Annotated in this window: 26 protein-coding genes; 15 read left to right on the top strand and 11 right to left on the bottom strand. The window is 61.7% G+C overall.

Annotated features, from left to right (window positions below; all coding sequences use genetic code 11):
* Positions 1-20: 20 nt before the first annotated feature.
* Positions 21-338 carry a hypothetical protein gene (locus D9X30_RS23000; protein WP_153949548.1) on the bottom strand — a complete coding sequence of 106 codons (318 nt, stop codon included), beginning with the start codon at positions 336-338 and terminating at the stop codon, positions 21-23.
* A 111-nt stretch (positions 339-449) separates the two neighbouring features.
* On the opposite strand from D9X30_RS23000, the gene D9X30_RS22995 reads away from it, so the two are divergent.
* Positions 450-818 (top strand): hypothetical protein, encoded by a 369-nt coding sequence (locus D9X30_RS22995; RefSeq protein WP_153949549.1) that lies wholly within the window; start codon positions 450-452, stop codon positions 816-818.
* Positions 819-828: 10 nt separating this feature from the next.
* On the top strand, positions 829-1,488 hold the full coding sequence (locus D9X30_RS22990) for an SOS response-associated peptidase (RefSeq protein WP_153949550.1): 660 nt from the start codon (positions 829-831) through the stop codon (positions 1,486-1,488).
* A gap of 37 nt (positions 1,489-1,525) precedes the next feature.
* On the opposite strand, the gene D9X30_RS22985 is transcribed toward D9X30_RS22990, so the two are convergent.
* Together D9X30_RS22985 and D9X30_RS22980 are read right to left on the bottom strand one after the other, a co-directional pair.
* Entirely contained in the window at positions 1,526-1,873 is a 348-nt protein-coding gene (locus D9X30_RS22985; protein ID WP_153949551.1) for an FxLYD domain-containing protein, read from the bottom strand.
* An 11-nt stretch (positions 1,874-1,884) separates the two neighbouring features.
* Positions 1,885-2,307 (bottom strand): hypothetical protein, encoded by a 423-nt coding sequence (locus tag D9X30_RS22980; RefSeq protein ID WP_153949552.1) that lies wholly within the window; start codon positions 2,305-2,307, stop codon positions 1,885-1,887.
* A gap of 113 nt (positions 2,308-2,420) precedes the next feature.
* On the opposite strand from D9X30_RS22980, the gene D9X30_RS22975 reads away from it, so the two are divergent.
* The gene (locus D9X30_RS22975; protein WP_039016833.1) at positions 2,421-3,083 is read left to right on the top strand and encodes a hypothetical protein; all 663 of its coding nucleotides are present in this window, start codon (positions 2,421-2,423) and stop codon (positions 3,081-3,083) included.
* A gap of 131 nt (positions 3,084-3,214) precedes the next feature.
* On the opposite strand, the gene D9X30_RS22970 is transcribed toward D9X30_RS22975, so the two are convergent.
* Genes D9X30_RS22970 through D9X30_RS22960 form a run of 3 tightly spaced genes read right to left on the bottom strand, consistent with a single transcriptional unit; the run spans position 3,215 to position 6,905 of the window.
* A complete protein-coding gene (locus tag D9X30_RS22970) occupies positions 3,215-4,573 on the bottom strand; it encodes a sigma-54-dependent transcriptional regulator (protein ID WP_228771057.1) in 1,359 nt (452 codons plus the stop codon).
* The gene (locus tag D9X30_RS22965) at positions 4,570-6,030 is read right to left on the bottom strand and encodes a sensor histidine kinase (RefSeq protein WP_153949553.1); all 1,461 of its coding nucleotides are present in this window, start codon (positions 6,028-6,030) and stop codon (positions 4,570-4,572) included. The genes D9X30_RS22970 and D9X30_RS22965 overlap by 4 nt, the downstream gene beginning before the upstream one ends.
* Positions 6,030-6,905, bottom strand: a complete 876-nt coding sequence (locus D9X30_RS22960; protein WP_153949554.1) for a substrate-binding domain-containing protein — start codon at positions 6,903-6,905, stop codon at positions 6,030-6,032. Before D9X30_RS22960 ends, D9X30_RS22965 begins: the two co-directional genes overlap by 1 nt.
* A 181-nt stretch (positions 6,906-7,086) precedes the next feature.
* Here D9X30_RS22960 and D9X30_RS22955 point away from each other — a divergent pair, with 181 nt between their 5' ends.
* Positions 7,087-7,608 (top strand): arsenate reductase (azurin) small subunit, encoded by a 522-nt coding sequence (locus tag D9X30_RS22955; protein ID WP_153949555.1) that lies wholly within the window; start codon positions 7,087-7,089, stop codon positions 7,606-7,608.
* A gap of 21 nt (positions 7,609-7,629) precedes the next feature.
* Positions 7,630-10,107, top strand: coding sequence for an arsenate reductase (azurin) large subunit (locus D9X30_RS22950; RefSeq protein WP_153949556.1), 2,478 nt, complete (start codon positions 7,630-7,632; stop codon positions 10,105-10,107).
* 321 nt (positions 10,108-10,428) lie between these two features.
* Here the strand turns inward: D9X30_RS22950 and D9X30_RS22945 are convergent, their stop codons facing one another.
* Genes D9X30_RS22945 through modA form a run of 4 tightly spaced genes read right to left on the bottom strand, consistent with a single transcriptional unit; the run spans position 10,429 to position 13,777 of the window.
* On the bottom strand, positions 10,429-11,235 hold the full coding sequence (locus tag D9X30_RS22945) for a sulfite exporter TauE/SafE family protein (protein ID WP_153949557.1): 807 nt from the start codon (positions 11,233-11,235) through the stop codon (positions 10,429-10,431).
* Positions 11,232-12,362, bottom strand: coding sequence for an ABC transporter ATP-binding protein (locus tag D9X30_RS22940; protein ID WP_153949558.1), 1,131 nt, complete (start codon positions 12,360-12,362; stop codon positions 11,232-11,234). Before D9X30_RS22940 ends, D9X30_RS22945 begins: the two co-directional genes overlap by 4 nt.
* Positions 12,362-13,024, bottom strand: coding sequence for a molybdate ABC transporter permease subunit (gene modB, locus D9X30_RS22935; RefSeq protein WP_249641060.1), 663 nt, complete (start codon positions 13,022-13,024; stop codon positions 12,362-12,364). The genes D9X30_RS22940 and modB overlap by 1 nt, the downstream gene beginning before the upstream one ends.
* Before the next feature lie 12 nt (positions 13,025-13,036).
* Positions 13,037-13,777, bottom strand: coding sequence for a molybdate ABC transporter substrate-binding protein (gene modA / locus D9X30_RS22930; protein ID WP_153949615.1), 741 nt, complete (start codon positions 13,775-13,777; stop codon positions 13,037-13,039).
* 163 nt (positions 13,778-13,940) lie between these two features.
* Between modA and D9X30_RS22925 the strand changes: the two genes are divergently transcribed.
* The 10 genes from D9X30_RS22925 (at position 13,941) to D9X30_RS22880 (ending at position 21,056) form a co-directional block, all read left to right on the top strand.
* Positions 13,941-14,330, top strand: a complete 390-nt coding sequence (locus tag D9X30_RS22925) for a winged helix-turn-helix domain-containing protein (protein ID WP_153949559.1) — start codon at positions 13,941-13,943, stop codon at positions 14,328-14,330.
* 300 nt (positions 14,331-14,630) lie between these two features.
* On the top strand, positions 14,631-14,960 hold the full coding sequence (locus D9X30_RS22920) for an ArsR/SmtB family transcription factor (protein ID WP_153949560.1): 330 nt from the start codon (positions 14,631-14,633) through the stop codon (positions 14,958-14,960).
* A 2-nt stretch (positions 14,961-14,962) separates the two neighbouring features.
* Positions 14,963-15,445: an ArsI/CadI family heavy metal resistance metalloenzyme gene (locus D9X30_RS22915; protein WP_153949561.1), complete on the top strand. Its 483-nt coding sequence runs from the start codon at positions 14,963-14,965 to the stop codon at positions 15,443-15,445.
* A gap of 7 nt (positions 15,446-15,452) precedes the next feature.
* Positions 15,453-15,947, top strand: a complete 495-nt coding sequence (locus D9X30_RS22910; protein WP_153949562.1) for an arsenate reductase ArsC — start codon at positions 15,453-15,455, stop codon at positions 15,945-15,947.
* A gap of 43 nt (positions 15,948-15,990) precedes the next feature.
* A complete protein-coding gene (locus tag D9X30_RS22905; protein ID WP_153949563.1) occupies positions 15,991-16,485 on the top strand; it encodes an arsenate reductase ArsC in 495 nt (164 codons plus the stop codon).
* A 3-nt stretch (positions 16,486-16,488) separates the two neighbouring features.
* Complete coding sequence (gene arsB / locus D9X30_RS22900; protein ID WP_153949564.1) at positions 16,489-17,565, top strand: ACR3 family arsenite efflux transporter; 1,077 nt, start codon at positions 16,489-16,491, stop codon at positions 17,563-17,565.
* A 9-nt stretch (positions 17,566-17,574) separates the two neighbouring features.
* The gene (arsC, locus tag D9X30_RS22895) at positions 17,575-18,000 is read left to right on the top strand and encodes an arsenate reductase (glutaredoxin) (protein ID WP_153949565.1); all 426 of its coding nucleotides are present in this window, start codon (positions 17,575-17,577) and stop codon (positions 17,998-18,000) included.
* Positions 17,997-18,761: an arsenical resistance protein ArsH gene (arsH, locus tag D9X30_RS22890; protein WP_153949566.1), complete on the top strand. Its 765-nt coding sequence runs from the start codon at positions 17,997-17,999 to the stop codon at positions 18,759-18,761. Before arsC ends, arsH begins: the two co-directional genes overlap by 4 nt.
* Positions 18,762-18,769: 8 nt before the next feature.
* A complete protein-coding gene (locus D9X30_RS22885) occupies positions 18,770-19,978 on the top strand; it encodes an MFS transporter (protein WP_153949567.1) in 1,209 nt (402 codons plus the stop codon).
* A gap of 19 nt (positions 19,979-19,997) precedes the next feature.
* A complete protein-coding gene (locus D9X30_RS22880) occupies positions 19,998-21,056 on the top strand; it encodes an ArsO family NAD(P)H-dependent flavin-containing monooxygenase (protein ID WP_153949568.1) in 1,059 nt (352 codons plus the stop codon).
* Between the two features lie 25 nt (positions 21,057-21,081).
* Here the strand turns inward: D9X30_RS22880 and phoB are convergent, their stop codons facing one another.
* On the bottom strand, positions 21,082-21,846 hold the full coding sequence (phoB, locus tag D9X30_RS22875; RefSeq protein WP_153949569.1) for a phosphate regulon transcriptional regulator PhoB: 765 nt from the start codon (positions 21,844-21,846) through the stop codon (positions 21,082-21,084).
* Positions 21,847-21,852 lie beyond the last annotated feature (6 nt).

The raw sequence follows: 21,852 nt of genomic DNA, 5'->3' as shown, positions 1-21,852 counted from the left end.
ACAGTGCGAAGATCCAGCGATTACCCCGCTGCCTCGACTTCCAGCGCAATAGCCAGGTGCTCGGCTTCGCTCGGCGTCAAGGAAGCACGATTGAGGTCCAAATGGATCTCAAAGCCTTCGCCCTTCGTATAGTCAACGGATGCGCCTTTCCGTTCGAAAAAGCCGCGCACTTCCGCGAGCGATTCCGGGCGAAGCCGTTGCACTCCAAACGCTTCTCGCAGTTCCTCCGAGGGAATGTTGAAGTGATAAACCTGGTCGCCCGAGCGCGCCACGCGCTGAATGGCGCTGTTGACGAACGACGAGTACGCACTCTGCAAATATTTTTTATCGGTAGCCATAACGCCCCACTATCCATGTGTTGCCAACATCTTACGTGAGCTTTACCGAGCCGTAAAGCATCTACTATCTCTATCTTGTCGTGTGTCTCGGATACTGTATATTTATACAGTATGCTGTTCGAAGTCATGAAACTCTGTCAGGAGGGGCGCCGGCTGCACCGGGGATGGTGGGGCGGGCAGCGCCTGTATCGCGGCCAGGTGGTAATCGAGGACCGCATGGATGCGCACGCACATCGGGTGATACCGCACGCCATCATGGTCCACAGCAAGCACCAAGACGTGGCGGAGCTCGGCGTGCTGTACGACGCCCGAATAGTGAAGCTGACGGCCGACGACATGATCCTCTCCGGGTTTGAGCGGGCCGACTTCGACATGCGCGAGTACCGCCAGGCGTGGCGCATGCGGCCGATCACGCGCGAGGAAATGGAAACGCCGATCCCTGCGGACGTGGTGCGCGGGCGCGGTAAGAAAGTGGACTAGGGAGAGAGCGATGTGCGTGAACTATGCCCCGGTGCAGCGCCAGCTGCTGCGTGACGTGTTCGGCGTTGAGCCGCCAGATGCAGAGTGGCGGGCAGACGCCTGGCCGGACTACCCGGCCCCCATCGTGCGCGCGGCGGCGGACGGCTCGCGCGAGGCCGTCATGGGCTCGTTCAGTATGGTCCCGAAGGGGAGGATCCCGCCCGGCGTCCGCTACTTCCCGACAGCAAATGCGCGTACCGAGACAATCGGGAAACTCAGCTCGTTTGCAAAGCACTGGAAGGCTGGCCAACTTTGCCTCATAGGCGCGACCGCTTTCTACGAACCGAATTGGGAGACGGGCAAGGCCGTGCGCTGGAAGATCGGGCTTCTTGGCGGCGAACCGTTCGCAATTGCCGGCCTGTGGCGCAGCTGGCCCGATGGGGCCGTGAGCTTTACCATGCCAACGATGGCCGCAGGCGACCATCCGCTCATGCAGCGCTTCCATAAGCCCGGTGATGAAAAGCGCGGCGTCGTAATTCTTCCTCGCGATACCTGGGATGATTGGCTGCGCTGCAAAGATCCTGAGGAGGCGCGAACGTTCCTGCAACTTTATCCTGCAGATGCGATGACTGCGGAACCGGCCCCCCTGCCCCCACGCCAGAAAGCGCGGCCAGACGGGCAGACTGCCTGAGCACGAGCCAGCGTTTCGGCACGATGGCCGGTACCTCTCATTCGCTAATCGCAAGCACTTCTGGCACCCCTGTCTTCGCGATACTACCGGCTGCCGGCCCAGCTCCAGGAGCCGCGAAGGCCCATTTTTCTCCGGCCCTGAGATTCATGGACACGGCCATTGCTTGACCAACGCGGACGTCTCCCGCGTCATATAGCGGAACTGTGACCACAACATTGGACAGCTTCTTTCCAGACGTGTTGGTCAGAACCCCCTGAACCTCCACCGTCCTCGGGCCAGTCGACGTCATGGCCAATACTGCGACCGGCAAATCCTTCACCGCCTCTGCGGCGATCGCCGATCCGGCTGCGGCGATCAGGGTCATTGCAGTAATGATTCTCTTCATAAAGATCTCCTTCAATATGAGACATTTATAACGGGAAAAAATATCAAATCCTTTACCGGTATCAGTTCGATGCCGGTCGCGTGAACGAGGACGTCTTCAACGACGTCCCCCAGATAAGTGGAAAAACGGACCTCCGGATACCAGACATCCCACCCCTCCCGCGCGAGTTGAATGAGCGTAGCCGCGGCGCATTTTCCTGGATGGAGATCAGGCCGGATCACAGGGGGCTTGCAGAGTCGGCCTCCAAACTCAGTGGAGACGCGATCAAACAATTGGGTCTGCAACGCACGAGCAATTGCCGCCGCCGGCGTAGACCGAAGTAAATCTGTCACCTTTGCGACAGTAAATGTGTCAACACGCCGGGCGATTCCGGCCCAGATCCCGCCAGCCTTTTTCTGGGCAAGCGTTTGCAGGCTGCAAAGTAAATTTGTCACCAGCAAGCTGATGCAGCGGGCCAGGTTCCTGCCGCGCCCCCGACCGAAGGCAGATAGCGGCCAGGAGCGGCCTTTCGGTACACTGTTGCATCACGCCACGACAAGCCGACACCATGCCGCTTTCCGACAACGCATTCGGGCACCTTGAACTTGATCACATATATGCGTTTGTCGAATCGGAAGCATCTGCGCGGCAGTTGCTTGCGAGGCACCATCTACAGGCCCTCTGGCCCGCTATGGTCCATCAGGGGCAAGGCACAGCCTCCATCGCAGTCGGCTACGCAGATGGGTATATTGAGTTGGTATGGGTAACCGACTCCGACTTGCTTCGCTCGGCGGAGCAACAGCATCGTGCCAATCTGACAGCGAGAGCTCATTGGCGATCGACCAATGCCGTGCCGTTCGGGATAGGGCTTCGAGCCAAAAATGGGCAGATCGAGCTTCCGGACAGCCTATGGCGGCCCTACTCGCCAACCTGGCTGCGTGGTGGCAGGCCCATTCAAATGCTCGGCGCGGTCCAATGCGAGATTTGGCGACCGTCGGTCTTCGTTGTGCCTGAGGTCATCGCATATCCGACACTGCTGAATGGCATCCCTGAGGAGCTCAGCAAAAGTCTGCACAAGCGATCCTTAAACGGTGCAAAACTATCCGCACCGGGGATGCGAATCGAAGCGCTTGTGGACCTAGGCGCGGCAGCCGGGATCTCCCTGTCTCGAAGCTCGCTTTCGCCGTCGCTATATATCCCCGACGCGTTGGAACTCATACTGCCCCAATGACCGCCCAGGGTCGATCAGTGACTGCCGGGCATGACGGCGGCCAGCCGGCTGGCCGAGTCCGGCCAGTTAGAGTCATAGACGCAGCAGCAGCCCAGCGGCTGAAATGCCGAGCTTTGCGGTCATCCATAGCCTTACGGTTGACCCGGTACATCGGTGTCCCCAGTTCGTATGCCGAGCCGCTTCATCTTCTCCCATAGCGTTTTGCGGGACACCCCTAGAACGGCCGCTGTATGCGAAATTCTCCCCCCCTCGCGCTTCAGTGCAGCCTCGATATAGCAACGCTCAGCGTCTGAGAGAAATTGGTCAAGCGACTGCATGCCGCTCGACGCCGAAAATCGCTCGGCTCCATCCTCAAAAAGCTCTCGCTCGCTGATCACGGCATCCGTGCCAAGGACGCAGGCGCGTTCAAGTCGGTTGCTCAGCTCGCGAACGTTGCCAGGCCAGTCGTGACCAAGGAGCGCTGCTTGCGCGGCCGGGGAAAGCGTCTTCGTGGGCTCGCAGAGTCTCTCAGCCTGGGACGAAAGAATTTTTCGGGCGAGCCACAGGACGTCCGCCGGACGCTCCCGCAACGGCGGGATGCTCAAATTCACAACGTTGACGCGATAGTACAGATCCTCCCGGAATCGCCCTTCCTTTACGAGGGCGTGYAGATCTCGATTGGTCGCACACACGATACGTAGGTCTACCGGCACAACCTTGTCCGACCCGAGTCGTCGGATCTGTTGCTCCTGAATAGCGCGCAGCAGCTTGACCTGCATGGCGTGTGGAAGGTCCCCGATCTCGTCAAGGAAGAGGGTTCCGCCAATGGCCTGCTCGAACAGCCCTTTTCTTGCCCGATCCAGCCCGGTATAGGCACCTCGCTCCGCGCCAAAAAATTCAGCTTCCAGCAGGGTCTCGGGGATGGCACCGCAGTTGACCGCCACAAACGGAGCCTCGACTTTGCCGCCGAGTTCATGGAGCCAATGTGCAAGGACCTCCTTGCCCACGCCCGATTCGCCAGTTATGAGCGTGATGCGTGCCCGCTTCGCGATTCGGGGCAGCATGTCAGCCAACGCCAACATCGGCTCGGACACGCCCAAGGGCGACTCGAATGATGTCCTGGGAATGCTGGTTCGGTGCCCGATGGTCAGGCAAACCTTCTTCACCAGCTCGCTGATGTCGAACGGTTTGGTTACATAATCGGTTGCGCCGTGCTTCAGGATCTCGACCGCCTGCTCAACGCTCGCGAAAGCCGTAATGAAGATGAACGGCGGTACGAAGGTAGCCTGCTCCGCGACTCTCTTGAAAACCTGATCTCCCGAGATATCGGGCAGACGAATATCGCTGATCACAGCACTGTAGCGCCGTGATTTGATCGCATCGAGGGCGGCCTCGCCTGTGCGATACCAATCAAGGACGAACCCCTCAAGACTGAAGCGATCCGCCACGGATTCCCCCATGATGGGATCATCTTCGATGAGACACAACCTCGGGGAACTGACGCTCATCATGCTGCTCCATCAATCGGAATCGTCACATCAAAGCACGTTACACCACCATCGTTCACCGCCCGGATCGACCCATTAAGTGTGGTTGTAACCTGGTAGCAGACCCATAGGCCAATGGGATAGGAACGACGACCACCTTCATGTTGAACCATCGAATAGGGCTCAAACAGATGCTCCATGCGCTCCGGTGGAATCGGCTCTCCATCGTTCGCTACCCTGATGCGCAAGCTTCCCTCTTGAACGTCGGCACGGAACCAGATTCTCCCGTGCTCACCGATGGCCTTGACGGCATTGAGCAACAGATTCAGCGAAAGCTGTCGTACATAGTGCGATGGGAGCGGCACTGGCTCAGTGATCCTTACCTGCCAAAACAGCTCTCCGCGGCGGGCGTCAATTTGTGGAGCAGCGAGCGTCCTCAAGTCTTCCCAGTCGGACGGTGACATGGCCGGTGAATCCAGTCGCGCTTCGACTAGCAACGCGCCCACCGTGGTGCGGATCTGATTCAGTCCGCGCTCGAGGAGGCCAAGGGTTTTGTTTGTGAAGGCGTCCGGGCTGCCGTGTGTTGCCAACGTGTCCACGGCATTGAGCATGCCACCAAGCGGATTGTTGATTTCATGTGCGATGCCCGCGGCAACGCGGCCCACCGCGGCGAGCCGCTCGGAGGTCAGAATTTCCTTCTCAAGTCGCTCTTTCTCCGCAAGACCCGTCAGCATGTCCTTGAAGCGCGCGTTCAACAGCGCGATCTCAGCATGTCCCGCCTTGTCCACCATAGACGCAATGTGTTCTGGCGAATCCTTGCCGACCCGCTGCAACGCATACGACAGACGGGACAGTGGCGCAACGATGCGCTTCCCCCATATCCAGCCAATCGCGATGAGGACGACGAGCCCGGGCAAGGTCACTGCGAATAATTGCAGCAGGGTCTTGCGCAGACGCGACGAAATCTTCTCGGCGTCATAGACGACAACAACTCTCCCTAAGTTGGATCCATCATCGGCAAGCACATTGCCAGAGGCCACGACATCGTCGACAAACAGCCAGCCTGCTCCCGTGTAATGCACGCCGGCCTTCCCACTCGGCTCAGCAAGGAGTGCTTTCGCTGGGGGCGACAACGCTTCCACGCTTGCCATCATCGGGAATGTCTTTGTGTCTGTCGATACGAAGACGCGGGCTGCATTGTCGGTCACAGTAATGCTATCGAGTGCGTTGTCCGCTTCGCGCGCTTCGATTGGGGTGCGAATCACCTCGAATGCTTGCCACACGTCATCGCGCAATAGAGGATCCCGCAATGACCTCGATAACACGGCAACCAGATTTGTCGCACCAGCACGCAGGTCATGGCGGGCATCCGCCAGTCCTTGTGACAGCAGCGTCAGCGTGACCACGAATTCCGTTGCGAGGATGACAGCCGTAAGTGCAAGCGGAATGCGATAACGGTAGCTGAGGTCACGTACGCCCATCACGTCCTCGACGTGCTTACGGTGTGTGCCATTTGCGCGATGGTGTCGAAGATACTGTCAGGCTCGTTTGCGAAGCCATCCAGGTTCAATCTACCCAGCACGTCGCGCCCACCTTCAGATCGACCCATTGTTAGGAACGCTTCCTTGAGCATCACGACTTCCCCGGCTGCAAGGGATCTTCTGACGACTAGTGGTGGGAAGCCAAACTCCCTCGACCGCCATGCCACTCTCACCCCCTGCACAGCTTCCGGTTGCTGGGTGGCCAGAGTGTCCCAGACATAGCCATCAACCGACCCGGCGTTGGCTAGACCCAAGCGGACTGCATCGACCACCTTGCGATGACTGAAGGTGAAGAACGACTTTCTGAAGAAGCGGTCCGGACTGGTCCCGCGTGACAACAGTTCAATGCGCGGGACCAGATACCCGCTATTGGAGAGCGGATCGCTAAAGGCGTAAATCCTCCCCGCCAAGTCGCCAATCGTTTGGGTCACACGGTCGGTCTCCGGAACGATGACATAGGACTGGTAAAGCGGCTTGCCGTGATAGAGCGGCGTCGCAAGCAGAGTCAATCGATCCTTGGCCATGACGTACGGATATCCGCAGACCCACGCGACGTCGAGTTCGTCGCGCACGAGCAACTCCAGGATCTCGCCGTAGGACCCTCGCTGAACGAACTGTATGCGCTTGCCAGTCACCGTCTCGAGGTACTGCTGCCAGCGCCGCGTCGTCTCCACACGGTCATTCAGAAAAACTGGCGTTGTCCCAAACCGCAGCAGATCTGGGTCGCGCCCAACCGCAAGCGAAAACGGTGCCACTCCCCAAGCCACCAAGCCGCGCAGTATCGTGCGCCGAGTGACGTTTCGGTTTCGTAACATTCCCGTGTCTCCTCGCACTGCAGCAAGTTTCCGAATCGTGACGTCGGCTTCATGCCTGCTTCTGCACACTTACTGAATTTTCATAGAAATCAGCGACTTGTGTATCGGGCACGTCTTTTGCCGTGCAAACGCTGCTGCACAACTCAAACGGTAGCAGTTTCCAGGCGAAATGGAGGAGACCATGACGGAGAACGTTTCCCGGCGCACCTTCCTGAAAATCAGTGGCATCGGTGCTGCCGCAGGAGCAGTCGGCCCACTGACGCACGCCGAGGCCGCCACACCGGCAGCCCCCGACACCAGTCGAACGCTCTTGCCATACCCCCGGCGGACCGTCGGCAGCGTCGGCAAGATGGCCGTCAATCAGGCGGTGCCGTTCAGCTATCCGGATGCTGCTTCCCCATGCGCCGCGATAAAGATGGGAACACCGGTACCAGGCGGTGTGGGCCCGGATAAGGACATCGTCGCCTATAGCACCCAGTGCACGCACATGGGATGTCCCGTCACGTATGACCAAGCGACGCGAACATTCAAATGCCCGTGCCATTTCAGCATGTTCGATGCCGAGAAGTCCGGCCAGATGATCTGCGGCCAGGCGACGGAGAACCTTCCTCGTGTGCAACTCGCGTACGACGCACAAACCGGCAGTATCTCCGCGGTTGGAGTCGAAGGACTCATCTACGGGCGTCAAGCCAACATTCTGTGACCAGCGATACCGGAGACGATCATGCCCACCACAAAAGACCGGTTGACCCTGCCACCAGTCAACGCACAGAAGACCAACATGACGTGCCACTTCTGCATCGTCGGGTGTGGCTATCACGTCTACAAATGGCCTGAGGGCTCGGAAGGCGGGCGCGCCCCTAGCCAGAACGCATTGGGCACCGACTTTCGCAAGCAGGTGCCTCCGCTTGCATTGACGCTGACGCCTGTCATGACGAATGTGGTCACGAACGCCGACGGATCGCGCCACAACATCATGATTGTTCCCGACAAGGCCTGCGTGGTGAATAGCGGCTTGAGCTCGACGCGCGGCGGGAAGATGGCGGCATACATGTACACCCCAGACGGTATCGGGCGAGACCGGCTTCACAGCCCAATGATCTATCTTGCTGATCAATGGTTGGAGACGGACTGGGACAACGCCATGGCCGTGTACGCCGGCGTGATGAAGCGCGTGCTCGATCGCGATGGGCCGGATGGCGTTGTCTTCTCGTGCTTCGATCATGGCGGCGCGGGCGGCGGCTTCGAAAACACCTGGGGAACCGGGAAGCTGATGTTCTCCGCGATCCAGACGCAAATGGTCCGCATCCACAATCGCCCGGCCTACAACTCCGAGTGCCACGCCACACGCGAGATGGGCATCGGCGAACTCAACAACTCGTACGAGGATGCCGAGTTGGCCGACGTGATCATGGCAATTGGCACGAACGCTTACGAGACCCAAACCAACTACTTCCTGAATCATTGGGTGCCGAACCTCCAAGGGGGAACCGTCGAGAAGCGCAAGACTCGCTTTCCTGGCGAGGCCATGGAGAAGGCGAAGATTATCCTGGTCGATCCGCGTCGCACCCCCACGGTCGCGATCGCGGAACAGGTTGCGGGCAAGGACAACGTGCTGCATCTGGATCTGCAACCTGGAACGGACGTGGCACTCTTCAATGGTCTCTTCACCTACGTAGTCGATAAGGGATGGATCGATCGGCCGTTCATTGAGACGTACACGCGTGGGTTCGAGGCCGCCATCAAGGCAAACCGGCTCTCCATCGACGAGACCTCGCGCATCACCGGCATTCCACAAGAGAACCTCGTGAAGGCGGCCGAATGGGCATACAAGCCCAAGGCGAGCGGCCAAATGCCGCGAACGATGCACGCCTATGAGAAGGGCATCATCTGGGGCAATGACAACTACCTGATCCAGTCGTCTCTCGTGGATCTTGTCCTGGCTACGCACAACGTCGGACGACGCGGAACGGGCGTAGTGCGCATGGGCGGCCACCAGGAGGGCTACACAAGGCCGCCCTATCCCGGCAAAGGCAAGATCTATATCGACCAGGAACTCATCAAGGGAAAGGGTCGGATGATGACCTGGTGGGCATGCAACAACTTCCAGACCAGCAACAATGCCCAGGCATTGCGCGAAGCAGTGCTACGCCGCTCACAGATGGTGAAGGAAGCCATGTCGAAGACGCGTGGCGCCACGCCTGACCAGATGGCTGACGTCATTTATGAGGCGACCCGCAAAGGGGGGCTTTTTGTGACCAGCATCAACCTCTATCCGACCAAGCTGGCTGAGGCTGCGCACGTCATGCTACCTGCCACGCACCCCGGCGAAATGAACCTGACGTCAATGAACGGCGAACGCCGAATGCGGCTATCCGAACGCTTCATGGACCCGCCGGGATCGGCGCTTCCCGACTGCCTGATCGCCGCGCGGATTGCGAACACCCTGAAGGCCATGTACGAGAAAGCAGGCAACGCGAACGCCGCCAAGCGCTATGAGGGCTTCGCGTGGAAGACGGAAGAAGATGCTTTCAACGACGGCTTTCGGCAGGCCGGCCAACCAGGCGTTGGCCCCATCGACAGCCAGGGTGGCCCAACCGGCAACCTCGCGACCTATGAGCGTCTGCGCGCCATGGCGAACAATGGCGTGCAACTTCCGATCAAGGAATACGCCAACGGGAAACTGGTCGGCACCGAGATGCTCTACACCGATGGCAAGTTCGACACGAAGGACGGCAAAGCGGAATTCAAGCCGTCACCGTGGCCAGGGTTGCCGAAGACCGTTGCGGACCTGAAGAGCAAGTACAAGTTCTGGATCAATAACGGCCGGAACAACGAGATCTGGCAGACCGCGTATCACGACCAGTACAACGATTTCGTCAAGGGGCGATACCCCATGGCGTATATCGAGCTGAATCCTGGTGATGCCAAATCCCTGGGCATTGAAGCGGGCGATGTCGTGGAAGTCTTCAACGACTTCGGTTCGACCTATGCCATGGCTTACCCCGTGCCATCGGCCAAGTCCGGACAGACCTTCATGGTCTTCGGATACGTCAACGGTATTCAGGGGGATGTGACGACGGACTGGACCGACCGCAACATCGTGCCGTACTACAAGGGCACCTGGGCGGACATTCGCAAGGTCGGCTCTATGGAGGACTACAAGCGCAAAGTTAGTTTCAAGGATCGGCGGTTCGTCTGAGTGAATGCCAGAGGGCTGCCATCCCGCGGCCCCTTGCGCTCCCCTCGCGACCCGACGTACAGGCGCGACGACCAGAAGCCGGATTTGGCGAGACTGTGGGTGGTCCGCGCTGCCCACATCGCTCAAACTAGGACTACCAGTGTCCTTCTTGCCGCTTACCTGCAGCAGCCGCGCGTCTTCTTGGATAGACGAACCGCTCACGCCCGGCAATACCCAATGCGCGAGGTTCGCCTGCGAGTGCCAATGTGCCGCCAGTGGGCGACCGTCGACCCGATATCATTGGCGCTACGGACGAGAACAGCATCGGTTTGCATGACTGGCCTACTTGTGGCGCCAGACCTTGACGGCCGAGATCAGCAGGATGGCGGCTAGTAGAGGCAGCAGCAGGCCCGTGGGCACGATGCCGAGCAGCAGGCCGCCGAGATAGGCGCCGACGATGGAACCGGCTGCCATCAGTCCCGCGAAGCCGCGATGGCGGACCAGCACCGAGAAGCTCTGGTCACGGCTGTAGCGCGCGAAAGCGGCCAGCATGGTAGGCAGGCTGATGGCCAGGCTCAGGCTGCCCGCCAGCTTGAGATCGACGCCAAAGAGAAGCGTCAGCGTTGGAATCAGCAGTTCGCCGCCGGCCACACCCATGACGGCGGCCACGACGCCGATCGCGAAGCCAGCCACTACACCACCGGCGATCTGCACGGGACCCGGTTGGAGCAAGGCCTGGTGGCTACCGGCACCGTGACTCGTCCAGAGCACCACGGCCATGCCGACAAGCAGGATGGCGATGATCCGATACAGCAGGTCCGAGCGCATGCGCGTGGCCCAGCTCGCCCCGCACCACGCGCCGATCAGGCTCCCCGCGAGCAGGTTGAGAATGACGGGCCAGTGGGAGAGCACCTGCGCGACCGGCACCGCCTGGGTCCGGAAAGGCAAGGCGAATGCTACGACCACCAAACTCATGGCCTTGTTCAGGATGACCGCTTCCAGCGCAGCAAAGCGGTAGAAGCCAATCAGCAGCGGCAGACGAAACTCGGCGCCGCCCAGCCCGATCAGTCCGCCAAGGGTGCCGACCAGGCCCCCGCCAACGAAGGCTGAGGCCTTGGACTGCGAGGGGTTCGATGCACTGTGGTTCATGATGGATGCTGCCGCAAGGGCATGACGTGAATGAGATCGGAGTCGAGGCGCACGGCGAGCGTCGCGCCAGTGGGGAATCGGTCAGGTGCAACGCCGGAGAGCGTCAGCCGCAGCGTTGCCGCCGGCAAGCTGGTCAGGCTCAAGCTGACCAAGAGCAGCTCTCCAAGATGCCTCGCGTCGACCACCTGCGCGGGAAGGTCACTGGGGGCCGCACTGGATGGCTCATGCAGCGTGATGGCGTCGCCCGGAACGACCCAGCGAACCGCCTGCCCGACCGGAATGCGTCCCTTGTCCCTGACCGTCAGCACTGGTCCGCGCGTTTCGACGCCGGGCACGGTCCAGCGCAACCGCGCCGTGCCGGCGTCTGCCGGTCCTTCCCATGTGCCGTGGAAATGATTCTGGATGCCCAGAAGATCCGCTACGCGCGCATTGCGGGGCTTGCGCTGGATCGATTGGGGAGGCCCCTCTTGCAACACCTCGCCGCCATCCATGACCACCAGATGATCTGCCAAGAGCCGCGCCTCGTTCAGGTCATGCGTCACCAGCAGCATCGGAATCGCGAGTTCGCTGCGCAGATCGGCAAGCAGGCGGTACAACGCCTGCCGGCTCATCTGGTCGACGGCGGAGAATGGCTCATCCAACAGCAACAGCTTGGGCTCCCGCGCGAGCGCTCGGGCCAGTGCCACACGCTGCTGCTGCCCGCCGGACAACGCCGAGGGACGTCTTGCCTGCACGTCGGCTGCCAGATGCATATGTTCCAGCCACGCAATCGCCTGTGCACGACGCGCCCTGGGGCTCAGGTGCAACAGCGACAGTTCAACGTTCTCTTGGGCACTGAGATGCGGCATCAGTGCATAGTTCTGGAACACCAACCCCACATGCCGGCGTTGGGGTGGAACGAATATGCCCCGATCGGTATCGCACCAGATCTGGCCGGCGACGATCACGCGGCCGCGCTCCGGCTTCATCAGTCCACTGAGCACCCGCAACACGGAAGTCTTGCCCGCGCCGGAGGGACCGACCAGCGCCAGCAGCTCGTTGGGCTGACAGCGAAATGCGGCCGACAGCGGCATGGGCCGCGTCTGCTCGACGAGTACCTCCAGGGCCGCGGAGATCATGGCATCCATCAGCGTCGCGCCGTCAGCCGCGACGAGGCAAAGAGCGAGGTTGCGACCGCGCCCAGCGAGAAGACCAGGAGCAGCAGCGCCATGCGGTGGGCGCTGCCCAGGTCGAACGCCTGCACGCGATCGTAGATGGCAATGGCAATCGTCTTGGTCTCGCCGGGAATGCTCCCCCCGATCATCAGCACGACGCCGAACTCGCCAAGCGTGTGGACGAACGTCAGCACCATGGCGGACAGCACACCGGGCCACGCCAGCGGCAACTCGATGCGCCAGAAGGTCTGCCAGGCATTGAGCCCGCTCACCGCTGCGGCTTCGCCCAGCTGCTTCGGGACTGCCGCAAAGGCGCGCTGGACCGGTTGAACAAGGAAGGGCACGTTGAAGACCAGCGACGCGATCACGAGACCCAGGAAGTTGAAGGTCAGGCGGATGTCGGCCTTGGCCGCGATCTGACCCAGTGGCGAGGCGCCGCCAAGCGACACGAGCAGATAGTAGCCAAGCACCGTGGGCGGCAGCACCAGGGGCAGGACCACCAGCGCCTCGATCCACGCTTTGCCGCGCCATGGCGAATAAGCCAGCCAACGCCCCAGCAGCAGCCCAGGCGGCAGCAGCAGGAGCAGCGTCACTGCCGCCAACTGGACGGATAACCCCAACGCGCGCCAATCCACGGTGCCCCGCTCCTATTGGTCCTTGGGCATGGTGAAGCCGTACCGCGTCATGATCTCCTGCGCGGCGGGCGTACTGATGTAGTCGTAGAAGGCCTTGGCCTCGGGCGGCGCGCCCTTGACCAGCACCATGCGTTGCCGCAGGGGGTCATGCCAGGACTCGGGAATCAGCGCGAACTGGCCGAGCTTGGCCACTTCCGGCGCCTTCGCGAGCGACAGGGCGATCACGCCGCCCTGCGTCGAGCCGGAGGTGGCGAATTGGGCCGTTTGGGAGATGTTCTCGCCGAGCACCAGTTTGGGCTGAATGGCCTCCCAGAGGCCGGCATGCTGTAGCGCCTCCTTCGCGCGGGCGCCGTAGGGCGCGTGCTCCGGATTGGCGATGGCGAACTTCTGCACCCGGCCGTCCTTGAGCGCGGCGGCCAGGTCCTTGAATTCCCCGTCTGCCTTCAGCGACGAGCCATGCGGCACGATGATGCCGATCCGGCCCAGGGCGTACAGACGACCGCGATCCACCGTCTTGCCCGCATCGGCGAGCTTGAAGACGAAGGCCTCGTCGGCAGACATATACAGATGGAACGGCGCGCCCTGCTGGATCTGCGAGTAGAAGTTGCCCGAGGAGCCGAATACCAGCCGCAGCTTCTGGCCGGTGTCCTTCTCGAAGCGCGCCGCCACTTCCTCGATGGCGAACTTGAGGTCGGCCGCCGCGGCCACCGTGGGAACCGTCTGCGCATGGGCCACAGAACCAGAAAGCACCATCACAGCGGTAAATGAGGCAATGACGCGACGACGAGATACGGGCATGAGGGGCCACTCTTCCGAAGGTAATGGGCGTATTGGGTATGCGATATATAACTGATTCGATATCGCATTGAAAGTATATCGCATGGCGCGCACTCCAGAATCGCGGATAATCCATGGCATGAAACCGACGCTCGCAGCTTCGCCCGCCCACGAAAAGGCCCGCTTCCGGGTCGAGATCAAGCACGCAGTAGCCATCGGGCCAGGCAAGGCCGATGTGCTGGAGGGGATCGCCGAGACTGGTTCGATTGCCGAAACGGGAAGACGCTTGAATATGAGCTATCAGAAGGTTTGGTCGCTTGTGGCGGCCATGAATGCCGACTTCGTGGAACCTCTGGTGTTGAAGCAACGTGGGGGGGCGTCCGGCGGTGGGGCGCAGCTCACTCCGACGGGGCAACGCGTGCTCAAGATCTACCGGGCGATCGAGAGTGACGCTCAGCGGGCGATAGCCAGGCGTCTGCCCCAGTTGCTTGGGCTCATACGGCCGAACGCTGGTGATTCGGAGCGTTAGTCCGCTCCATCCGACTTGATTCCAGGGGGGCGATCAGAACTCTGGAATGTGTCCCGATTTAGTCGGCCGGAGTCGCGAACCCGCCAGGTGGCTCAATCTGGCGCACCGCTGGAACTGCACTCGTCACGATGGGCAGCCGCGGATGACCGAAAGTCAGTTGGTAGTCGACGTGCGAGGCGAAGTGCAGCCGTCAGCAGTTTCACCGACGCAGGTGCCGCGCTGACCTAACGCAGGCCCAATCGGATTTCTCAGGCAGTATCAAAGGTTGCATGGTTTCCATTATTCGAATATATTCAAATAATGGAAACCGAAAACGCACTTGAAGCGCTTGCCGCGCTCGCTCACGCCGTCCGCCTGGCTGTGTTCCGACTGCTCGTGCAGGCTGGACCAGAGGGCCTGCCTGCCGGTCGCATCGCCGAACTAATGGAGATGCCAGCGTCGTCCCTGTCCTTCCATCTCAAGGAACTGCACCGGGCCGGACTGCTCGCCAGCCGCCAGGACGGCCGGTCCATCATCTATATGGCTCGCTTCGAGACCATGAGTGTTCTGATTGACTATCTCACGGAGAACTGCTGCGGCGGGAATCTGTGCTCGCCGCTCGCCGGCTGTTCCGCTACCTCGGAGTCCTGATCATGAAGCGCTTCCACGTTCACGTCAGCGTGGCCGACCTTTCGGCCAGCATCCGTTATTACTCTGCGCTGTTCGCCGCCGAGCCGAGCGTCGTCAAGGACGACTATGCGAAATGGATGCTCGAAGACCCGCGCGTGAACTTCGCCATTTCTGCGCGCGGTGCGGAGCCCGGTGTGGACCACCTGGGATTCCAGACCGATGACGCCGCCGAACTAACGGAACTGAAGTCACGCGCCGAGGCTGCCGACATGGCGCGGTTCGACGAAGGTGAGACGACCTGCTGCTACGCCCGCAGCGACAAATACTGGCTCACCGATCCGCAAGGTATTGCGTGGGAACACTTCCACACGCTTGGCAGTGTGCCGATGTACGGCGAGTCCAAGCAGGTCGGGGCCGCGTCGGCAGAATCCGCATGCTGTGCCCCGCGAGCCCCAAAGGGAAAGCCCATCGGCGTTGCGGTCACGACCAATCCTTCTTGCTGCTAAGGCAACCATGAGCGAAAAAATCTACAACGTGCTGTTCATCTGCACCGGCAATTCCGCACGCTCGATCTTGTCGGAGGGCCTGATGAATCATCTGGGGAAAGGCCGCTTCCGTGCCTTTTCAGCCGGGAGCCATCCCACCGGCGTCGTGAATCCCTTGGCACTGGCCGCACTGGCACGCCACGGCATGGAGACAAAAGGGTTTCGCAGCAAGAGCTGGGACGAGTTCTCAAAAGACGGCGCACCGGAACTCGATTTTGTCTTCACGGTATGTGACAAGGCGGCGGGTGAAGTCTGCCCGATCTGGCCGGGCCAGCCGATGACCGCGCACTGGGGCGTCCCCGATCCGGCGGCGTGCGAAGGCACCGATGCCCAGAAAAAACAGGCCATCAACGACGCCGCGATTTCGCTCAAGCGCCGCATCGAACTGTTCCTGTCTTTGCCAATTCCGAAGCTGGACGCCGTCGCGCTCCAGAAGGCCGTTCGGGATATCGGAAAGCAGTGACACGCATTCCGAGCCGCACTCCAATACTATTACGTAGCGCCCCATGACCACCAACGTACTGATCTTGTGTACCCATAACTCGGCCCGCAGTGTGCTGAGCGAAGGGATGTTGAACCAACTGGCCGAGCAACTTGGCCGTGATGTGCGCGCCTATAGCGCTGGAAGCTCGCCCAGTGGGCGTATCAACCCGTTTGCGATCGAAGTGCTTGGCAATGCCGGGGTTGATGTCAGCAACTTCAGCAGCAAGAGTTGGGATGTGTTTGTCGGCGAGAATGCCCCAGAGATGCGTGTCGTCATCACGGTATGCGACAGCGCCGCCGAAGAGGAATGTCCCTATTGGCCGGGTAGCCCTGTGAAAGTGCATTGGGGCTACCCCGATCCATCGAATACGGAAGGCGGCGACGAGAAGAAGCGCCAGGCATTCGAACTGACGCGCCAGGCCATCGCCTATCGCATGCTGCAATTGCTGCTGCTTCCAATCGAAGACATGAGCAATGCCGAACTTCAAGAGACGCTCCAGCGTCTGGCTGGGAGCTGAACGATGAGCAGCCAGGACCTCGCTTCCCCGGGCCGTGCCGCTAGCAAGCCGGCCATTGGTTTCTTCGAACGCTATCTCACCGTCTGGGTCGCGTTGTGCATCGTCGTCGGTATCGCGCTTGGCCAGATGATGCCCAACGTCTTCCAGGCCATCGGCCGCATGGAGTACGCGCAGGTCAACCTGCCCGTGGGCTTCCTGATCTGGGTGATGATCATCCCGATGCTCCTGAAGATCGACTTCACGGCGCTGGGCCAGGTCAAATCGCACTGGCGAGGCATCGGCGTGACACTGTTCATCAACTGGGCCGTCAAGCCGTTCTCGATGGCGCTGCTGGGCTGGCTGTTCGTGCGGCACCTGTTCGCGCCGCTGCTGCCGGCCGACCAGCTCGACAGCTATGTGGCCGGGCTGATCCTTCTGGCCGCCGCGCCGTGCACGGCAATGGTTTTTGTCTGGAGTCAGCTCTGCAAGGGCGATCCCTACTTCACGCTGTCGCAAGTGGCGTTGAACGACGCGATCATGGTCGTGGCGTTTGCGCCGGTCGTGGCGCTGCTGCTCGGGTTGTCGTCGATCACAGTGCCGTGGGACACGCTGCTCACCTCGGTCGGCCTGTACATCATCGTGCCGGTCATCATTTCTCAATGGGTTCGCAAGCTGCTGCTCGCACGCGGCGTTGCCTATTTCCAGCGGGTCGCCCACGCGCTGGGGCCGTATTCGATTGGCGCGCTGCTGCTCACGCTGGTCCTTCTGTTTGCGTTCCAGGGCAAGGCCATCATCGACCAGCCGCTTGTGATCGCTCTGCTGGCGGTGCCGATCCTGATTCAGGTCTTCTTCAATTCGGGCCTGGCCTACCTGCTGAACCGCAAGCTCGGCGTCGCGCACTGCGTGGCGGGTCCGTCCAGCCTGATCGGCGCGAGTAACTTCTTCGAATTGGCCGTTGCCACCGCCATCAGCCTCTTTGGCTTCCAGTCGGGCGCGGCGCTCGCCACAGTCGTCGGGGTGCTCATCGAGGTACCGGTCATGCTGCTGGTTGTCAACATCGTCAACCGCTCGCAGACGTGGTACGAGGCCAAGGCCAACTAAGGAAATCTGATGTCTGTCACGATCTACCACAACCCTGAATGCGGAACGTCGCGCAATACACTCGCGATGATCCGCAATGCAGGCATAGAGCCAGAAGTCATCGAGTATCTGATTGCACCGCCCTCGCGGGCGCAACTGCAGCAAATGATCGCGCAAGCGGGCCTGACCGTGCGCGAAGCGATTCGCGAGAAAGGCACACCGTACGCGGAACTGGGCCTCGCCGATCCGGCATTGACCGACGATCAGTTGCTCGACGCGATGCTCGCGCATCCGATCCTGATCAACCGGCCGTTCGTCTTGACAGAGCGCGGCGTCCGGCTATGCCGGCCGTCTGAGCTCGTACTCGACATCCTGCCGTCATCGCAGCAGGGTCCGTTCACCAAGGAGGATGGCGAGCTCGTCATCGATGCGCAGGGCCGGAGGGTCACGCAATGACAGTTGCCTTGCCCAACGTCGTGCCGTCGGTGCTCGACACACCTGACCTGGACAAGCTGGAGCCCGCGCGCGTCAGCACGCACCCGCCGCGCATCCTGCTGCTCTACGGCTCGTTGCGCCCCACGTCCTACAGCCGGCTGCTGACGCTGGAAGCGGAACGCATCCTCCAACACTTCGGCGCCGAGACACGTGTGTTCGACCCACATGGCCTGCCCGTTACTGACAGCGTGCCCGCCGACCATCCGAAAGTCGTGGAACTGCGCAAGCTATCCGAATGGTCAGAGGGTCAGGTCTGGTGCAGCCCGGAGCGCCACGGCACGCTGACGGCCGTTTTCAAGAACCAGATCGACTGGCTGCCGCTGGAAAGCGCCGGCATCCGGCCGACGCAAGGTCGCACGCTGGCGGTAATGCAGGTCTGCGGCGGATCTCAATCATTCAATGCCGTCAATGCGCTGCGCGTGCTGGGCCGCTGGATGCGGATGGTGACGATCCCGAACCAGTCGTCGGTGGCCAAGGCGTACCAGGAATTCGACGCGTCCGGCCGCATGAAGCCTTCTTCTTACTACGACCGCGTGGTCGATGTAATGGAGGAACTGTACAAGTTCACGCTGCTCGTCCGGGACCGGTCCGACTATCTGACCGACCGCTACAGCGAGCGCAAGGATGCGGCACCGGCGCGTGCCGCGGCGCTGGCCGCCGCAGCGATGGACCACGAACGGCAGGCGGCTACCGCAGACACCGACGACGGCGAAGTCGAGTAGGAAAGACTATGGCGAACTCGCCGACTGGCAGTCTCGTGGCCCGACTCGGGGCTGCACAGACGCTCGCATGGGCGTCGTCCTACTATCTGGTGGCAATGCTGGCCGTGCCCATGGCGCGCGACACGGGGGTATCCGTGCCCACGGTCTTCGCAGCATTCAGCGCGGCGCTGGTCGTCTCCGCTCTACTCGGACCATACGCCGGGCGACTGATCGACCGATTGGGAGGCCGACCGGTGCTGATCGGCACCAGCCTCGTGTTCGCGACGGGGCTCGCCGGCCTCGGGTTCGCGCGGGAGGCCATCGGATTATTCGCAGCGTGGCTGGTCCTCGGCATTGGCATGGGCAGCGGCCTCTACGAAGCCGCTTTTGCGACACTGGTGCGCCTGTACGGCACGCATTCGCGCAATGCCATCACCGGCATCACGCTGATCGCCGGCTTCGCGAGCACGGTTGGCTGGCCCCTCTCCTCGTTTCTGGAGAGCCACTACGGCTGGCGCGTGGCCTGCTTCGTGTGGGCGGCGTTGCACTTGACACTGGGCCTAGCGCTCAATGCTAGCCTGCCACGTGCCGGGGAGGCGCTGGCACCCAAAGGCGCCGGGCAAACCGCGAGTTCCGGTGGCGCCGATCTGGCCGCCTCCAATCCTGGGCCGATGGCGACCTATGCGCTGGCCTTCGTGTTCGCGGCGACGTGGTTTATCAGCACGGCCATGGCGGCGCACCTGCCTCGGCTGCTGCAGGCCGGCGGCGCGACACTGGCCACCGCCGTGTTGGTCGGCGCGCTGATCGGCCCCTCCCAGGTGGGCGCCCGTCTGCTCGAATTCGGCCTGCTACGCAAGGTCCATCCATTGCTGTCGGCACGGCTTGCCGCCTCCCTGCACCCTGTGGGCGCGGCGGCCTTCGTGATCATCGGCGCACCGGCGGCCACGCTGTTCGGCGTGTTGCACGGCGCAGGCAACGGCATCCTGACCATCGCCAAGGGCACGCTGCCACTCGTCATCTTCGGGCCGCACGGCTATGGGCATCGTCAAGGCGTACTGATGGTGCCAGCACGGATCGCGCAGGCGCTAGCGCCGTGGCTGTTCGGCATCTGCATCGACCTCTGGGGAGCGAAGGCGTTGTGGGTGTCAGGCGGATTGGGACTCGCGGCTACCTGCGCGCTGTTCGCCATTCGTTCGGCAACAGCCGAGCCAACGGGCCGGGTGGCCGCCGCCGAATAGTCACTGCCGACCAGAGAGCATGGAAAACGTCGATGTCGTGGTAGTCGGTGGTGGGCAGTCCGGATTGGCCGTCAGCTACTTCCTGCGGCGCACCGGGCTGTCGTTCGTTGTGCTGGACAGCGAGGGCGGCCCTGGCGGCGCCTGGCAACATACATGGGACTCATTGCGGCTGTTCTCCCCCGCGCAATGGAGTTCGTTGCCCGGCTGGCCGATGCCCGCCACGCGCGATGGATCCTACCCGTCTAAAGCGCAAGTCGTCGACTACCTCGCCGCCTACGAACAACGGTACGCCATTCCCATCAGACGTCCCGTCGTGGTCCATGCAATCGCGCGTAACGGCACCGGGCTAGTCGTTCAGACCGATACCGGAGCCTACTCTACCAAGGCGCTCGTCAGCGCGACGGGCACCTGGCGGCATCCGTTCCGACCCGTTTTCCTCGGCGGGGATCAGTTTCTCGGCACGCAGATACATTCGGCGCAGTACCGTGGCGCAGACGAGTTCGCCGGCAAGCGTGTGCTCGTCGTCGGTGGCGGCAATTCGGGCGCGCAGATCCTTGCGGAGATTTCCGCCGTGGCCGAGACAACGTGGGCAACCCTCGCGCCCCCGATGTTCCTGCCGGACAGTGTGGATGGTCGCGTGCTGTTCGCGCGCGCCACTGCGCGCTGGATGGCAACGGTCGAGGGTCGACCGGTCGACGAACTGCCCGGTGGCCTGGGAGACGTGGTCATGGTGCAGTCCGTCAAGGATGCTCGTGAGCGCGGCGCGCTGACATCCGTGCGCATGCCACAGCGCCTCACCGCAACCGGCGCGGCGTGGGAGGATGGGTATTTGGCGCCCTTCGATGCCATCGTATGGTGTACCGGCTTCCTCCCTGCGACCCAGCACCTTGAAAGCCTGGGTATCACCAGCGCGGATGGGCGTGTCGCGGTAAATGGGACCCGGTCCGTAGCCGAGCCGCGGCTGTGGCTGGTCGGCTATGGGGAATGGACCGGCTTCGCATCGGCCACGCTGATTGGCGTGCTGCGCTCGGCGAGATCAACTGCAAAAGAGATCGCCGACGCGCTCGCGACCGGATGACGTCTCCGGGGGGGCTACCGCTCTGCTACATCCTGGCTTCGGCGGTAGTCGTGGCCGACCGCCTTCTGCGCTCCCGCAGTCCATCAGCCGAGAGGCGATAGCCGGCGCCGCGCACGGTCTCGATCAACTCCGCGACATCGCCCTTCGACAAACATGCGCGCAGCCGTTTAATCTGGACGTCAACGGTGCGCTCCTCCACAAAGACGTGGTCACCCCAGACCTTGTCAAGGATCTGTGCGCGGCTGTGAACGCGCTCCGGGTGCGTCATCATGAAATGCAGCAATCGGAACTCGGTCGGGCCTAACTCGAGCGTCTGATCGCCCTCGTCGCCAACGAGATAGACACGGTGCCGGACCGGATCTAGCCGAAGGGGGCCCACTGCCACGGCATCGTCTGTCAGTTGCGGAGCGCGTCGGCGCAATACCGCACGGACCCGCGCAATCAGCTCCCGAGGAGAAAACGGCTTGGTGACATAGTCGTCGGCACCCGCATCCAGGCCGGAAATCTTGTCCGACTCCTCGGATCGGGCCGTGATCATGATGATGGGCACCTCGGCCGTACGCTCGTCGGCGCGCAACTCGCGCGCCAATTGCAGGCCAGACTTGGTGGGCATCATCCAATCCAGCAGGATGATGTCCGGCACAACGTCGGCAATCATTCGAATCGCCATGCTCGCGTCATACGCTCGAATTGGGATGAATCCCGCGTGCTGCAGGTTGATGGCGATGAGCTCGCAGATCGCCGGCTCATCTTCCACAACAAGAACTGTCTTGTGCGCGATCTTGGTCATTGCGAT

Source organism: Cupriavidus sp. U2 (assembly GCF_009663685.2).
Classification (GTDB): domain Bacteria; phylum Pseudomonadota; class Gammaproteobacteria; order Burkholderiales; family Burkholderiaceae; genus Cupriavidus; species Cupriavidus necator_C.
The sequence above is the reverse complement of the archived record's forward strand: the minus strand, read 5'-3'. Positions and strand labels throughout refer to the sequence as shown.

What these genes read in the sequence shown, in the direction of transcription:
- D9X30_RS23000 (WP_153949548.1), bottom strand. Translation starts at nt 338, where the DNA reads ATGGCTACCGATAAAAAATATTTGCAGAGTGCGTACTCGTCGTTCGTC.
- D9X30_RS22995 (WP_153949549.1), top strand. Translation starts at nt 450, where the DNA reads ATGCTGTTCGAAGTCATGAAACTCTGTCAGGAGGGGCGCCGGCTGCAC.
- D9X30_RS22990 (WP_153949550.1), top strand. Translation starts at nt 829, where the DNA reads ATGTGCGTGAACTATGCCCCGGTGCAGCGCCAGCTGCTGCGTGACGTG.
- D9X30_RS22985 (WP_153949551.1), bottom strand. Translation starts at nt 1,873, where the DNA reads ATGAAGAGAATCATTACTGCAATGACCCTGATCGCCGCAGCCGGATCG.
- D9X30_RS22975 (WP_039016833.1), top strand. Translation starts at nt 2,421, where the DNA reads ATGCCGCTTTCCGACAACGCATTCGGGCACCTTGAACTTGATCACATA.
- D9X30_RS22965 (WP_153949553.1), bottom strand. Translation starts at nt 6,030, where the DNA reads ATGGGCGTACGTGACCTCAGCTACCGTTATCGCATTCCGCTTGCACTT.
- D9X30_RS22960 (WP_153949554.1), bottom strand. Translation starts at nt 6,905, where the DNA reads ATGTTACGAAACCGAAACGTCACTCGGCGCACGATACTGCGCGGCTTG.
- D9X30_RS22955 (WP_153949555.1), top strand. Translation starts at nt 7,087, where the DNA reads ATGACGGAGAACGTTTCCCGGCGCACCTTCCTGAAAATCAGTGGCATC.
- D9X30_RS22950 (WP_153949556.1), top strand. Translation starts at nt 7,630, where the DNA reads ATGCCCACCACAAAAGACCGGTTGACCCTGCCACCAGTCAACGCACAG.
- D9X30_RS22945 (WP_153949557.1), bottom strand. Translation starts at nt 11,235, where the DNA reads ATGAACCACAGTGCATCGAACCCCTCGCAGTCCAAGGCCTCAGCCTTC.
- D9X30_RS22940 (WP_153949558.1), bottom strand. Translation starts at nt 12,362, where the DNA reads ATGGATGCCATGATCTCCGCGGCCCTGGAGGTACTCGTCGAGCAGACG.
- modA (WP_153949615.1), bottom strand. Translation starts at nt 13,777, where the DNA reads ATGGTGCTTTCTGGTTCTGTGGCCCATGCGCAGACGGTTCCCACGGTG.
- D9X30_RS22925 (WP_153949559.1), top strand. Translation starts at nt 13,941, where the DNA reads ATGAAACCGACGCTCGCAGCTTCGCCCGCCCACGAAAAGGCCCGCTTC.
- D9X30_RS22920 (WP_153949560.1), top strand. Translation starts at nt 14,631, where the DNA reads ATGGAAACCGAAAACGCACTTGAAGCGCTTGCCGCGCTCGCTCACGCC.
- D9X30_RS22915 (WP_153949561.1), top strand. Translation starts at nt 14,963, where the DNA reads ATGAAGCGCTTCCACGTTCACGTCAGCGTGGCCGACCTTTCGGCCAGC.
- D9X30_RS22910 (WP_153949562.1), top strand. Translation starts at nt 15,453, where the DNA reads ATGAGCGAAAAAATCTACAACGTGCTGTTCATCTGCACCGGCAATTCC.
- D9X30_RS22905 (WP_153949563.1), top strand. Translation starts at nt 15,991, where the DNA reads ATGACCACCAACGTACTGATCTTGTGTACCCATAACTCGGCCCGCAGT.
- arsB (WP_153949564.1), top strand. Translation starts at nt 16,489, where the DNA reads ATGAGCAGCCAGGACCTCGCTTCCCCGGGCCGTGCCGCTAGCAAGCCG.
- arsC (WP_153949565.1), top strand. Translation starts at nt 17,575, where the DNA reads ATGTCTGTCACGATCTACCACAACCCTGAATGCGGAACGTCGCGCAAT.
- arsH (WP_153949566.1), top strand. Translation starts at nt 17,997, where the DNA reads ATGACAGTTGCCTTGCCCAACGTCGTGCCGTCGGTGCTCGACACACCT.
- D9X30_RS22885 (WP_153949567.1), top strand. Translation starts at nt 18,770, where the DNA reads ATGGCGAACTCGCCGACTGGCAGTCTCGTGGCCCGACTCGGGGCTGCA.
- D9X30_RS22880 (WP_153949568.1), top strand. Translation starts at nt 19,998, where the DNA reads ATGGAAAACGTCGATGTCGTGGTAGTCGGTGGTGGGCAGTCCGGATTG.
- phoB (WP_153949569.1), bottom strand. Translation starts at nt 21,846, where the DNA reads ATGACCAAGATCGCGCACAAGACAGTTCTTGTTGTGGAAGATGAGCCG.